Here is an 11,384-nt window from a genome sequence, read left to right on the forward strand (position 1 = left end):
GATCAACCCGATCGCGATGGAAGAAGGCCTGCGCTTCGCCATCCGTGAAGGCGGCCGCACCGTGGGTTCGGGCGTCGTGGCGAAGATCCTCGACATCTGATTCGAAGCAGCGAAGGAATCACCATGGCTACCAAGCAAAAAATCCGCATCCGCCTGAAGGCGTTCGACTACAAGCTGATCGACCAGTCTGCAGCCGAGATCGTTGACACCGCCAAGCGCACCGGCGCGATCGTCAAGGGCCCGGTGCCCCTGCCGACCCGCATGAAGCGTTTCGACATCCTGCGTTCGCCGCACGTCAACAAGACCAGCCGCGACCAGTTCGAGATCCGCACGCACCAGCGCCTGATGGACATTGTCGACCCGACCGACAAGACTGTGGACGCGCTGATGAAGCTGGACCTGCCGGCTGGCGTTGACGTCGAGATCAAGTTGCAGTAATCGCACGGCTGCTGCATTTGCGAAGCCCGCCTACAAAAATGTAGGCGGGCTTTGTTTATTCTGGTTTCTCTGTAGCATCCTCGGAAAAATCTGCAACTTATGCAGAAAGCGCTCATCAGATGCGAGGAAATTTCTCAGAGAGGTGCGGAATGCAGGTGAAGTGGGTCTGGCGAAGCATGGTGGTGGGCATGGTGATGGTGCTCACGGCCTGCGGCGGAGGTGGTGGAGGGGGTGGCGGCTTTGCTGCGCTGCCGGGGACGAACCCGGGAAGCAGCGGGGCAGGGGCCGTCGTCCTGAACGGTACCGCCACCTATGTCTCGATCCCGAATTCCGCCGGCGCACTGGTTTATTCAGCCGAAGCGCCAAAGCCGATCCGGGGCGCTACCGTCGAGATCGTCGACAGCGGGTCGAACGTCCTTGCGACAACGACCACCGACGCCAAGGGCGCCTACTCGGTGTCGCTGCCCTCGAGCACCCAGATCCTGGTTCGGGTCAAGGCCCAGATGGTGCAGGCCGCCGGCGGCGCGAGCTGGGATGTCTCGGTCCGAGACAACACCCAGTCCGACGCCCTCTATGCGATTGAGACGCCATCGTTCTCGACCGGTGCCGCGGCCAGCACCCGGGACATCCAGGCGCCGTCGGGTTGGGATGGCACGCATTACGCCTCGACCCGGGCCGCCGCGCCGTTCGCGGTGCTCGACACAATCTACGCCGCCCAGGCGAAGATGCTGTCGGTCGCGCCCGGCACCGCCTTCCCGCCATTGCGCGTCTTCTGGAGTCCCAACAACGTTCCGGCCAGCGGCAATCCCGCGCTCGGGCAGATCGGGACCACTTCCTTCTCCGTGTCCAGCGCCGGACGCGCCATCTTCGTGCTGGGCAAGGAAAACGTGGACACCGACGAGTACGACGAATCGGTGATCGCCCATGAATGGGGGCACTACTACCAGTCGGCCTTCAGCCGCGACGATTCGCCGGGCGGCAGCCATGGCTTGAACGACCGTCTCGACCGCCGGGTGGCTTTTTCGGAAGGGTGGGGAAACGCCTGGTCGGGCATCGCGCTGGCGCGCGGCAACTACACGGATTCGGTCGGAGCGTCGCAAGGGCCGGGCACCAATATCGACCTCAGTTCGGGCGCCGCCGCTCCCGGCTGGTACCGTGAGGCTTCGATACATTCGACTCTGTGGCGCCTGAACAGCCAGGTCGGCTTCAAGCCMATCAACGACACCCTGACCGGCGCCGCCTTCAAGAACGGCGTGGCGGTGACCTCGATCCATCCCTTCGCAGCCGCTTTCTACGCCGCGGCACCTTCCAGCGCCTCGGCCCTGTCCAGCCTGCTGGTCTCGGAGCAGATCAGCGCCGCTGCCGGCGATCCTTTCGGCGTCCAGGAAACGAACAATGGCGGCGTGTCCGGCGCGCTGCCGATGTACAGCCAGGCCACAGTCCCCGGCAACACCACCGCCTGCGTGTCCAATACGGCGGGCGCCAGCAACAAGCTCGGCAACTACGTCTACCTGCGCTTCGCCCTCCCCAGTGCGGGCGTCCGGACGATCTCCGTCTCCGGTCCGGCCGCGGCCGACCCGGATTTCGCGGTCTACAGCGGCCGCCTGATCGACGACAGCATCGGCTTCGGCAGCAGCGAGAGCAAGGCTGTCAGCCTGCCTGCGGGCGACAACGTTCTAGTGATCAACGACTTCAACAACTCCTCGGCATCGACATGTTTCAACGTCAGCATCCAGTGAGAATCGGAGCCGCGCTGGCCTGCGCCCTGGCGCTGGCCGTGCCCCTGGCGGCCGAAGCCGGCGGCGGGCCCATGACGACAGCGCCCATGAAGGCCAACGGGGCCGGTGTGGTGGTCCAGTACCGTGTTGACGGCACGCCGCAGGCCGGCCAGTCGGTGGCGGTGCAATTGAGCTTCGACGGCATCGTCGATCCGGCGGGCGCCACGGTCCAGCTCGCGACCGAAGGCGGCCTGTCGCTGGTGGGCTACGAGACGACCCGCAGCCTGCCGGCAGGGCAGCCGGCCACCTGGACCGTGGAGGTAGTGCCGGCCGCGACCGGCATCGGCTATCTGAACGTCTTCACCACGCAACTCGGTGCCACCAGCGCCACTTCGGTCGCGGTCTCGGTCGGCAAGCCGACCTCCGCGGCCCCGGCCAGCGGCGCCCTCAAGCGCTCCGCTGACGGCGACAAGATCCTGCCGATGCAGGTCAAATAGCCCTCCCGGGCTTCGCCGAAGCGCTCGCTTGCGCCATTGGGCGCTTGCGGGCTATAATCTTCGGCTCTGCCTAACTTGCGCCTTCCTGGGAATCCAGGGGGTGCAGTCGGGTGGAAACTTTAACAACCCTCGTTCGTGGGCCCTCGCAACGCGAAGGCGTGAAAACGCCAAAGCGTGAAGGGGTCCAACGCTGTCGCCAATTGAAGTGGCAGCGGCGGGCGAGGACTTCCATTTTTGGAGAAAACAAATGAGTCTGAGCAACTCCCTCGGGTTGYTGGGCCGCAAGGTGGGGATGATGCGTCTCTTCACCGATGACGGGGACGCAGTTCCTGTCACGGTGGTGGATGTGTCCAACAACCGCGTGACCCAGATCAAAACCCAAGAGACCGATGGCTACGTCGCACTGCAAGTGACGTTCGGTTCGCGCAAAGCATCGCGCGTGACCAAGCCGGCCGCCGGCCACCTCGCCAAGGCAGGTGTCGAAGCGGGTGAAATCATCCAGGAATTCCGCGTGACCGCCGATACGGCCGGTCAGCACAAGGCCGGTGGCGTCATTGCCGCAGGCAGCGTGTTCGCGGTGGGCCAGAAGGTCGACGTGCAAGGCACCTCGATCGGCAAGGGCTACGCTGGCACCATCAAGCGCCACAACATGAGCTCGCAGCGCGCGTCGCACGGTAACAGCCGTTCGCACAACGTGCCCGGCTCGATCGGCATGGCGCAGGATCCCGGTCGCGTGTTCCCCGGCAAGCGCATGACGGGCCACCTTGGCGACGTCACTGTGACGACCCAGAACCTCGACGTGATCCGCATCGACGAAGCCCGTCAATTGCTTCTGATCAAGGGCGCGATCCCCGGCTCGAAGGGTGGCTTCGTCACCGTGCGTCCGGCCGTCAAGGCCAAGCCGCAAGCCGCTGAAGGAGCCAAGTAATGGAACTCGAACTCCTGAACGAACAAGGCCAGGCCGCGTCGAAGTACGACGCCCCCGAGACCGTGTTCGGCCGTGACTACAACGAAGACCTGGTTCACCAGATCGTCGTCGCATTCCAGGCCAACGCCCGCCAAGGCACGCGCGCCCAGAAGGACCGCGAACAGGTCAAGCACTCGACCAAGAAGCCTTTCAAGCAAAAGGGAACGGGCCGCGCCCGTGCCGGTATGACGTCCTCGCCGCTGTGGCGCGGGGGTGGCCGGATTTTCCCGAACATGCCTGACGAAAACTTCTCGCAGAAGATCAACAAGAAGATGTACCGCGCCGGCATGGCGTCGATCTTCTCGCAGCTCGCTCGCGAAGGCCGTCTGGCCGTGGTCGATTCCATCAAGGTCGACTCGCCCAAGACCAAGGCGCTGGCCGCCAAGTTCAAGGCGATGAACCTCGAGTCCGTGCTCGTGATCGCCGAAGAAGTCGACGAGAACCTGTACCTGGCCTCGCGCAATCTGGTCAACGTGCTCGTGGTCGAACCGCGCTACGCCGATCCGGTGTCGCTGGTCCACTACAAGAAGGTTCTGGTCACCAAGGGTGCCGTCGACAAGCTCAAGGAGATGTTCGCATGAGCCGCATGAACCCTACTCCCGCACAACGTCAGTTCGATGAAGGTCGCCTGATGAACGTGCTGGTCGCCCCGATCGTGTCCGAGAAGGCCACGATGGTCGGCGAGAAGTCCAATGGCGTCACCTTCAAGGTGCTGCAGGACGCCACCAAGCCCGAGATCAAGGCCGCTGTCGAACTGATGTTCAAGGTCGAAGTCAAGGGCGTGTCGGTGCTCAACACCAAGGGCAAGTCCAAGCGCTTCGGCAAGTCCATGGGTCGCCGCGACAACGTTCGCAAGGCCTATGTCACGCTGAAGGCTGGTCAAGAGCTCAACCTCGTCGGGGAAGGCGCTTAATCATGGCCGTCATCAAGATGAAACCCACTTCGCCGGGCCAACGCGGCGCGGTGAAGATCTCGCGGGACCACCTGTACAAGGGTGCTCCTCACGCCCCCCTGCTGGAACCGCAATTCCAGAAGGCCGGCCGCAACAACAACGGTCACATCACGACCCGTCACAAGGGTGGTGGCCACAAGCACCACTACCGCGTGGTGGACTTCGTGCGCAACAAGGACGGCATCCCGGCCAAGGTCGAACGAATCGAGTACGACCCGAACCGCACCGCCCACATCGCGCTGGTGTGCTACGCCGACGGCGAGCGCCGCTACATCATCGCCCCGCGCGGTCTTGAAGCCGGTGCAACGCTGCTGAGCGGTTCGGAAGCCCCGATCCGCGCCGGCAACACGCTGCCGATCCGCAACATTCCCGTCGGCTCGACCATCCACTGCATCGAACTGCAACCCGGCAAGGGCGCACAGATCGCCCGCTCGGCTGGCACGTCCGCAACGCTGCTGGCCCGCGAAGGCGTCTACGCCCAGGTCCGCATGCGCTCGGGCGAAGTGCGCCGCGTGCACGTCGAATGCCGCGCCACCATCGGTGAAGTCGCCAACGAAGAACACAGCCTGCGCCAGCTCGGCAAGGCCGGTGTGAAGCGCTGGATGGGTATCCGCCCGACCGTTCGCGGCGTGGTGATGAACCCGGTCGACCACCCGCACGGTGGCGGCGAAGGCAAGACCGGCGAAGGCCGCCATCCTGTCGACCCATGGGGCAACCTGACCAAGGGTTATCGCACCCGTAACAACAAGCGCACGCAAGTCTTCATCGTGTCGCGTCGCAAGAAGTAAGGGTTAGCAAATGACTCGTTCTCTCAAAAAGGGTCCGTTCGTCGACCACCACCTCGTGGCCAAGGCCGACAAGGCCGTGACGACCAAGGACAAGAAGCCGATCAAGACCTGGTCGCGTCGCTCGATGGTCCTGCCCGAGTTCATCGGCCTGACCATTGCCGTGCACAACGGCAAGCAGCACGTGCCCGTGTACATCACCGACCAGATGGTCGGCCACAAGCTCGGCGAATTTGCGCTCACGCGCACGTTCAAGGGGCACCCCGCGGACAAGAAAGTCCAGAAGAAGTAAGGAACGACCATGTCTGAAACACGTGCAGTCCTCCGCGGCGTCCGCCTCTCGGTCGACAAGGGCCGTCTGGTCGCTGACCTGATCCGCGGCAAGAAGGTCGATCAAGCGCTCAACGTTCTGCAGTTCACGCAGAAGAAGGCCGCTGTGATCATCAAGAAGGTGCTCGAGTCGGCGATCGCCAACGCCGAGCACAACGACGGTGCCGACATCGACGAACTGAAGGTCAAGACCATCTACGTCGAGCAAGGCGCCACGCTCAAGCGCTTCACCGCGCGCGCCAAGGGTCGCGGCAATCGCATCAGCAAGCCCACGTGCCATGTGTACGTGACGGTTGGCAATTAAGGCTGGAAGAAATATGGGACAGAAAATCCACCCAACCGGCTTCCGCCTCGCGGTTAGCCGTAACTGGTCCAGCCGCTGGTACGCAAGCAACAAAGACTTCGCCGGCATGCTGGCCGAAGACATCAAGGTGCGCGAGTACCTGAAGAAGAAGCTCAAGAACGCGTCCGTTTCGCGCGTGCTGATCGAGCGTCCTGCCAAGAACGCCCGCATCACGATCTACTCGGCACGTCCGGGCGTCGTGATCGGCAAGAAGGGCGAAGACATCGAGAACCTCAAGCGTGAACTCGGCCGCCAGCTCGGCGTGCCGGTCGCGGTCAACATCGAAGAAGTGCGCAAGCCCGAAATCGATGCCCAGCTGATCGCCGACAGCATCACGCAGCAGCTCGAGAAGCGGATCATGTTCCGTCGTGCCATGAAGCGCGCCATGCAAAACGCTATGCGTCTGGGTGCCCTCGGCATCAAGATCATGTCGTCGGGCCGCCTGAACGGCATCGAAATCGCGCGTTGCGAGTGGTACCGCGAAGGTCGCGTGCCGCTTCACACGCTGCGCGCCGACATCGACTACGGCACCTCGGAAGCCAAGACCACCTACGGCGTCATCGGCGTCAAGGTCTGGGTCTACAAGGGCGACACGCTGGGTCGAAACGACCTGCCGGCCGTCGAAACGCCGCGTCCTGACGACGAGCGCCGCCCCCGCGGTCCGCGTCGCGATGGCCGCCCGGGTGGCGACCGTCCGGGTTCGGACCGTCGCGGTCCTGGCCCGCGCGCCGGTGCCCGTGGCCCGATCGGTGGCAACACCGCGCCGGCCGATGGCAGCGACAAGCCCGCAGAAGCCACTGGTGGAGCTCCGGCTGCACCGGGTGCAGACTCGAAACCCGCCGTTAAGCGCGTACGCAAAGCCGCGCCAGCTGCAGCAGCTGACGGTGCCAAGACCGAGTGATCGGTCTTAGAACTACGGAGTAACAAAAATGCTGCAACCTGCACGCAGAAAGTTCCGCAAGGAACAAAAGGGCCGCAACACCGGCATCGCGACGCGCGGCAACGCAGTGTCGTTCGGTGACTTTGGCCTGAAGTCGATCGACCGCGGCCGCCTGACGGCCCGTCAGATCGAAGCCGCACGTCGCGCGATCTCGCGCCACGTCAAGCGCGGTGGCCGCATCTGGATTCGTGTGTTCCCCGACAAGCCGATCTCCCACAAGCCCGCTGAAGTGCGGATGGGTAACGGCAAGGGCAACCCCGAGTACTACGTCGCCGAGATCCAGCCTGGCAAGGTGATCTACGAAATCGTCGGCGTTCCCGAAGAACTCGCCCGCGAGGCCTTCCGTCTGGCCGCTGCCAAACTGCCGCTGCGCACGACCTTCGTCGCACGCCAGCTCGGCGCCTGATCGAGGAGAACACCATGGCAACACGTAAGAAGAAGGAAGTCGCGGCTCAGGCCAAGACTTCGAAGGCCGCAACGCTCCGCGAAAAGGACGTCGCCGGTCTGCAAACCGAAATCAAGGACCTGCAGAAGGCCCATTTCGGCCTGCGCATGCAGAAGGCCACGCAACAGCTGTCGAACACCTCGACGCTGCGCGTGACCCGCCGCGACATCGCGCGCGCCAAGACCATTCTTGCTCAGAAGCAGCAAGAAGCCCAAGCCGCCAAGTAAGGAGTGAACATGACGGAAGCTAAAAAATCCCTCAAGCGCACCTTGATCGGCAAGGTGGTCAGCGACAAGCGCCAGAAGACCGTGACCGTGCTGGTCGAGCGTCGTGTCAAGCACGAGCTCTACGGCAAGATCGTGGCCAAGACCAGCAAGTACCACGCCCATGACGAAAAGGGCGAGTACAAGCTGGGCGACACCATCGAGATCACCGAAAGCCGGCCGATCTCGAAGTCGAAGAACTGGGTCGTGACCCGCCTAGTGCAGAAGGCCGTTCTGGTCTAATTCCCAGGCCGACGCCGGGCCGCCCCAAGGCGGCCTGCAGCCCCCTCGGGGGCAGCGACCCACACGGAGTGGGGAGCGTGGGGGCCAGGTACCTGCGCCCGAACCGAAAGCGGCCCACAATGTGGGCCGTTTTTCTTTTTCTGGAGCACACACATGATCAAAGTCGGCGACACCCTTCCTTCGGCCACGCTGCAGGAGTATTCCGAGGTCGAGGGCGAAGGCTGCAGCATTGGCCCGAACCCGGTCGACGTCACTAAGGCGGCCGCGGGCAAGACCATCGCGCTGTTCGCGCTGCCCGGCGCCTTCACGCCGACCTGCTCGGCCAAGCACGTGCCGGGCTACGTGCAGCACTTCGACGACTTCAAGGCCGCGGGCGTCGACGAGATCTGGTGCGTGAGCGTCAACGACGCCTTCGTGATGGGCGCCTGGGCGCGCGACCAGAAGACCGGGACCAAGATCCGGATGCTGGCCGACGGCAGCGCCGCCTTCGCCAACGCGACCGGCCTGACGCTCGACCTGACCGCGCGCGGCATGGGCGTGCGCAGCAACCGCTACTCGATGCTCGTGAAGGACGGCAAGGTCGTGACCCTCAACGTCGAAGGCCCGGGCAAGTTCGAAGTCAGCGACGCCGACACCCTGCTGGCCCAGGTCAAGGGATAAAAGCTAAAGATCCACCTTCAGATAGTGCGACCCCGCAATGGGGTTGTGATAGTAGGGCGGCACTTCCGCAAAGCCCAGGTCCTCGTAGAGGGCCCGGGCCGATTCCATGTCGTCCAGGGTGTCCAGCAGCACGCAGGCATAGCCGGCGCCGCGGGCGGCATCCAGGATGGCCTCGGCCAGTTGCCGGCCCAGCCCCACGCCCCGGAATTGCGGCCGCACATAGAGACGCTTCATCTCGGCCGCGTTCGGGTAGTCGGCGGTGTCCAGCGGGCGCAGCGCGCAGCAACCGGCCACATGCGCAAGCTGGCCATTGGCGCGCGGCAATGGCTCGGCATCGACCGGGACCGCGACTTCGCCCACATCGACCAGGGCCAGCAGCAGGGCGCCGCGCGGCTCGGCGTATTCGCCCGGCAGGCTGGCTAGCTCGTGGTCGAAATTCTGGAAGCCGAGATCGATGCCCAGCGAATCGGCATAGTCGCGGAAGATCGCCCGCGCCGCGTCGAGTTCGTGCGGCTCGTCCGGCGTGATCATGACGATCTCCGGCGTGTCGGCAAGCGGCAGCGGACGTGACAAGGAGTGGCTCATAGTCGCAGCGATGCGATCCAGCTCGCGAATGCGGCACAGACCGCGAACACCGCCATCGCCAGCAGGCGCGAGGCGGCGTCGTCGCGGCTCGGCGGTACGGTGACGCCGAGCAGCCGCTTGTCCCCGGTGATCATCGGCCTCAGCAGCTGCTGCCGACGTACCAGCACATAGAACAGCACGGCCAGCACGTGCAGGCTGACCAGCGCGATCACGATCCATATCCCCAGCACCGCGTGCCAGTGGGTCGCCGCACTGACGATGCCGCTGGAGACGAAGCGGGCGAGCGGGCCCGAATTCGAGATCTCGTCGTCCGAAATGAGGCCGGTCCCGACCTGGATCGCGAGCAGCAGGAGCAGCGCGAACACCGACAACGCGCCAAGCGGCGTGTGGCCTACCAGATGGTCGGGAGGGGCTTGCCCACGGAGGTAGCCGGCCAACGAGCGCGGCGCATAGAGAAAAGCCGCGAAGCGCGACCAGCGGCCGCCCACGAAGCCCCAGACCGCCCTGAACAGCAGCAGCGCCAACAGCGTGTAGCCGATCCGGAAGTGCCATTCCATCGCGCCGCCGAATCCGGTCGCGATCTGGGCGACGACCGCCGCCGCCAGCAACCAATGGAAGACGCGGGTCGGGAGATCCCAGACGCGGGTGTTCGAGGGCGCACCGCTCAGCCCCGCGCGTGGCGTGTGGGACTGGAAGGAGGCGGTCATCGATAGCGGTGGACGGAGCGGCGGAAGGCGCAGATTAGCAAACTTCCGGGGCGCCGGGCCCTGAGGGTTGTCTCTAGTCGTTTGCGGCGGCAAATCCCTACACTGGGCCGGGGCCGCATTGCCCGCGGCTTCCAGGAAAGAACCAAGAATGAAAAAGACACGCCTGTTCGCCCTTGCGGCCGCCGCTTTCGCCCTGGCGCTTCCGGCCGCCGCTCAGTTCGCCAAGACCGAGGATGCGATCAAGTACCGGCAGAGCGCGATGTTCGTGCAGAGCCAGCACATTGGTCGCATTGCCGCCATGGCGAGTGGTCGTGTGCCCTTCGACCAGGCCGCCGCGGGTGCCAACGCGGATGTGCTCACGGTGATCACGAAGCTGCCCTGGGCCGGTTTTGGACCCGGCACCGAGGGTGGCAATGCCAAGCCCGACATCTGGAAGGAGCAGGCGAAGTTCAAGGAACTCAACGAGCGCTTGATGGCCGATACGGAAAAACTCGCGGCGGCGGCCAAGACCGGCAATCTGGATGCGGTGAAGGCCGCTGTGGCGAACGTCGGCGAAACCTGCAAGACCTGCCACGACACCTTCCGGAAGAAGTGACTCGCGCCGGGCCGCGCCGGCCGGGGGTCAGGCTTCGGCCAGGAGTTTCTCGATCAGTTTGTGCAGTTCGGCGAAATCGGGCTCGCCGACGTAGCGCTTGACGATCTCGCCGCGCTTGTTGACGAGGTAGGTGGTGGGCGTCAGTTGCACGTCGCCCCAGGCCTTGGCAACGGCGCCGGTGTTGTCGATCGCCACCTTGAACGGCAGCTTGCGGGTTTCGGCGAAATTGACCACGTAGCTGGGCGGGTCGTAGCTCATGGCCACGGCCAGCGTGTCGTAGCCGCGCGCCCGGTACTTGTCGTAGGTGGCGATGACCTTTGGCATCTCGCCAACGCAGGTCACGCAGCTGGTGGCCCAGAAATTGACCAGCGTGACCTTGCCCTTGAGGTCCTCGGTGCTCTTCTTGCTGCCGTCGAGCAGCACGAAGGTGGAGGCGGGCGCCGCCGACACCCCGGTGTTCAGGTACACCCCGACGCCCACGGCCAGGGCGAGCGCGACAGCGGCGGTGTAGATGACTTTTTTCATGGGCAAGGGATGGAGCGGTCGGAGGAATTTTAGTTCCGATCGGGCGCCGGTTCGATAATCGCGATTCCGATGCCCCCAACGACCCGTTCCCGCCTCGCCGCGCCCGCGTTGGCCCTTGCCAGCGCGCTCGCCGGCTGCAGTCCGACCTTCAATTGGCGCGAGGTGCCGATCGGGAACGATGGCGTCGTCGCGCTGCTGCCCTGCAAGCCGGACCGGGCGACGCGGGCGCTGCCGCTCGGCGTCGAAGCGGTCACGGTGGACATGGCGGGCTGCGAGACCGGCGGCGCCACTTTCGCGGTGGCCCACGCCGTCGCCGGCAGCCCGGCGCAGGCCGAAGGCTGGATCCGCGCCTGGCGCGCGGCGACGCGCAGCCAGCTGGCCGGCGCCCCGG

At 64.8% G+C, this 11,384-nt stretch carries 19 protein-coding genes and 1 pseudogene; 17 read left to right on the forward strand and 3 right to left on the reverse strand.

Annotation, left to right across the window (positions count from 1 at the left end; genetic code table 11):
* The 15 genes from AC1DY5_RS25475 to AC1DY5_RS25545 form a co-directional block, all read left to right on the forward strand.
* Nucleotides 1-100 (forward strand): EF-Tu C-terminal domain-related protein (locus AC1DY5_RS25475; RefSeq protein ID WP_478115905.1); only part of this gene is annotated, 100 nt, incomplete at its 5' end.
* A 23-nt stretch (nucleotides 101-123) separates the two neighbouring features.
* Nucleotides 124-438 carry a 30S ribosomal protein S10 gene (gene rpsJ, locus AC1DY5_RS25480; protein WP_028250951.1) on the forward strand — a complete coding sequence of 105 codons (315 nt, stop codon included), beginning with the start codon at nucleotides 124-126 and terminating at the stop codon, nucleotides 436-438.
* Nucleotides 439-587: 149 nt separating this feature from the next.
* Nucleotides 588-2,177, forward strand: a complete 1,590-nt coding sequence (locus AC1DY5_RS25485; protein ID WP_478115891.1) for a carboxypeptidase-like regulatory domain-containing protein — start codon at nucleotides 588-590, stop codon at nucleotides 2,175-2,177.
* The gene (locus AC1DY5_RS25490; protein ID WP_478115893.1) at nucleotides 2,174-2,653 is read left to right on the forward strand and encodes a hypothetical protein; all 480 of its coding nucleotides are present in this window, start codon (nucleotides 2,174-2,176) and stop codon (nucleotides 2,651-2,653) included. The genes AC1DY5_RS25485 and AC1DY5_RS25490 overlap by 4 nt, the downstream gene beginning before the upstream one ends.
* 247 nt (nucleotides 2,654-2,900) lie before the next feature.
* On the forward strand, nucleotides 2,901-3,581 hold the full coding sequence (gene rplC / locus AC1DY5_RS25495; RefSeq protein ID WP_286506353.1) for a 50S ribosomal protein L3: 681 nt from the start codon (nucleotides 2,901-2,903) through the stop codon (nucleotides 3,579-3,581).
* Nucleotides 3,581-4,201 carry a 50S ribosomal protein L4 gene (gene rplD / locus AC1DY5_RS25500; protein ID WP_286569495.1) on the forward strand — a complete coding sequence of 207 codons (621 nt, stop codon included), beginning with the start codon at nucleotides 3,581-3,583 and terminating at the stop codon, nucleotides 4,199-4,201. The genes rplC and rplD overlap by 1 nt, the downstream gene beginning before the upstream one ends.
* The gene (gene rplW / locus AC1DY5_RS25505; protein ID WP_478115894.1) at nucleotides 4,198-4,533 is read left to right on the forward strand and encodes a 50S ribosomal protein L23; all 336 of its coding nucleotides are present in this window, start codon (nucleotides 4,198-4,200) and stop codon (nucleotides 4,531-4,533) included. Before rplD ends, rplW begins: the two co-directional genes overlap by 4 nt.
* A gap of 2 nt (nucleotides 4,534-4,535) precedes the next feature.
* The gene (gene rplB, locus AC1DY5_RS25510) at nucleotides 4,536-5,360 is read left to right on the forward strand and encodes a 50S ribosomal protein L2 (RefSeq protein WP_286370947.1); all 825 of its coding nucleotides are present in this window, start codon (nucleotides 4,536-4,538) and stop codon (nucleotides 5,358-5,360) included.
* Nucleotides 5,361-5,370: 10 nt separating this feature from the next.
* A complete protein-coding gene (gene rpsS, locus AC1DY5_RS25515; protein WP_007838132.1) occupies nucleotides 5,371-5,649 on the forward strand; it encodes a 30S ribosomal protein S19 in 279 nt (92 codons plus the stop codon).
* A 9-nt stretch (nucleotides 5,650-5,658) separates the two neighbouring features.
* Nucleotides 5,659-5,991, forward strand: a complete 333-nt coding sequence (gene rplV, locus AC1DY5_RS25520; RefSeq protein ID WP_007838134.1) for a 50S ribosomal protein L22 — start codon at nucleotides 5,659-5,661, stop codon at nucleotides 5,989-5,991.
* 13 nt (nucleotides 5,992-6,004) lie between these two features.
* Complete coding sequence (gene rpsC / locus AC1DY5_RS25525; RefSeq protein WP_478115895.1) at nucleotides 6,005-6,931, forward strand: 30S ribosomal protein S3; 927 nt, start codon at nucleotides 6,005-6,007, stop codon at nucleotides 6,929-6,931.
* Nucleotides 6,932-6,959: 28 nt separating this feature from the next.
* Nucleotides 6,960-7,376 (forward strand): 50S ribosomal protein L16, encoded by a 417-nt coding sequence (gene rplP / locus AC1DY5_RS25530; protein ID WP_028250943.1) that lies wholly within the window; start codon nucleotides 6,960-6,962, stop codon nucleotides 7,374-7,376.
* Between the two features lie 14 nt (nucleotides 7,377-7,390).
* Nucleotides 7,391-7,642 (forward strand): 50S ribosomal protein L29, encoded by a 252-nt coding sequence (gene rpmC / locus AC1DY5_RS25535; protein WP_478115896.1) that lies wholly within the window; start codon nucleotides 7,391-7,393, stop codon nucleotides 7,640-7,642.
* Between the two features lie 9 nt (nucleotides 7,643-7,651).
* Nucleotides 7,652-7,921, forward strand: coding sequence for a 30S ribosomal protein S17 (rpsQ, locus tag AC1DY5_RS25540; protein WP_286521867.1), 270 nt, complete (start codon nucleotides 7,652-7,654; stop codon nucleotides 7,919-7,921).
* A gap of 153 nt (nucleotides 7,922-8,074) precedes the next feature.
* Nucleotides 8,075-8,581 (forward strand): redoxin family protein, encoded by a 507-nt coding sequence (locus tag AC1DY5_RS25545; RefSeq protein ID WP_478115897.1) that lies wholly within the window; start codon nucleotides 8,075-8,077, stop codon nucleotides 8,579-8,581.
* Between the two features lie 3 nt (nucleotides 8,582-8,584).
* On the opposite strand, the gene AC1DY5_RS25550 is transcribed toward AC1DY5_RS25545, so the two are convergent.
* Together AC1DY5_RS25550 and AC1DY5_RS25555 are read right to left on the reverse strand one after the other, a co-directional pair.
* The gene (locus AC1DY5_RS25550; RefSeq protein WP_478115898.1) at nucleotides 8,585-9,166 is read right to left on the reverse strand and encodes a GNAT family N-acetyltransferase; all 582 of its coding nucleotides are present in this window, start codon (nucleotides 9,164-9,166) and stop codon (nucleotides 8,585-8,587) included.
* Nucleotides 9,163-9,873: a cytochrome b/b6 domain-containing protein gene (locus AC1DY5_RS25555; protein WP_478115899.1), complete on the reverse strand. Its 711-nt coding sequence runs from the start codon at nucleotides 9,871-9,873 to the stop codon at nucleotides 9,163-9,165. The genes AC1DY5_RS25550 and AC1DY5_RS25555 overlap by 4 nt, the downstream gene beginning before the upstream one ends.
* A gap of 148 nt (nucleotides 9,874-10,021) precedes the next feature.
* On the opposite strand from AC1DY5_RS25555, the gene AC1DY5_RS25560 reads away from it, so the two are divergent.
* Nucleotides 10,022-10,468, forward strand: coding sequence for a c-type cytochrome (locus tag AC1DY5_RS25560; RefSeq protein ID WP_478115901.1), 447 nt, complete (start codon nucleotides 10,022-10,024; stop codon nucleotides 10,466-10,468).
* Between the two features lie 27 nt (nucleotides 10,469-10,495).
* Here the strand turns inward: AC1DY5_RS25560 and AC1DY5_RS25565 are convergent, their stop codons facing one another.
* A complete protein-coding gene (locus AC1DY5_RS25565; RefSeq protein WP_478115903.1) occupies nucleotides 10,496-10,993 on the reverse strand; it encodes a TlpA disulfide reductase family protein in 498 nt (165 codons plus the stop codon).
* 69 nt (nucleotides 10,994-11,062) lie between these two features.
* On the opposite strand from AC1DY5_RS25565, the pseudogene AC1DY5_RS25570 reads away from it, so the two are divergent.
* A pseudogene (locus AC1DY5_RS25570) lies at nucleotides 11,063-11,384 on the forward strand (hypothetical protein); the annotation flags it as partial.

Source organism: Variovorax sp. P4_D9, assembly GCF_056401695.1.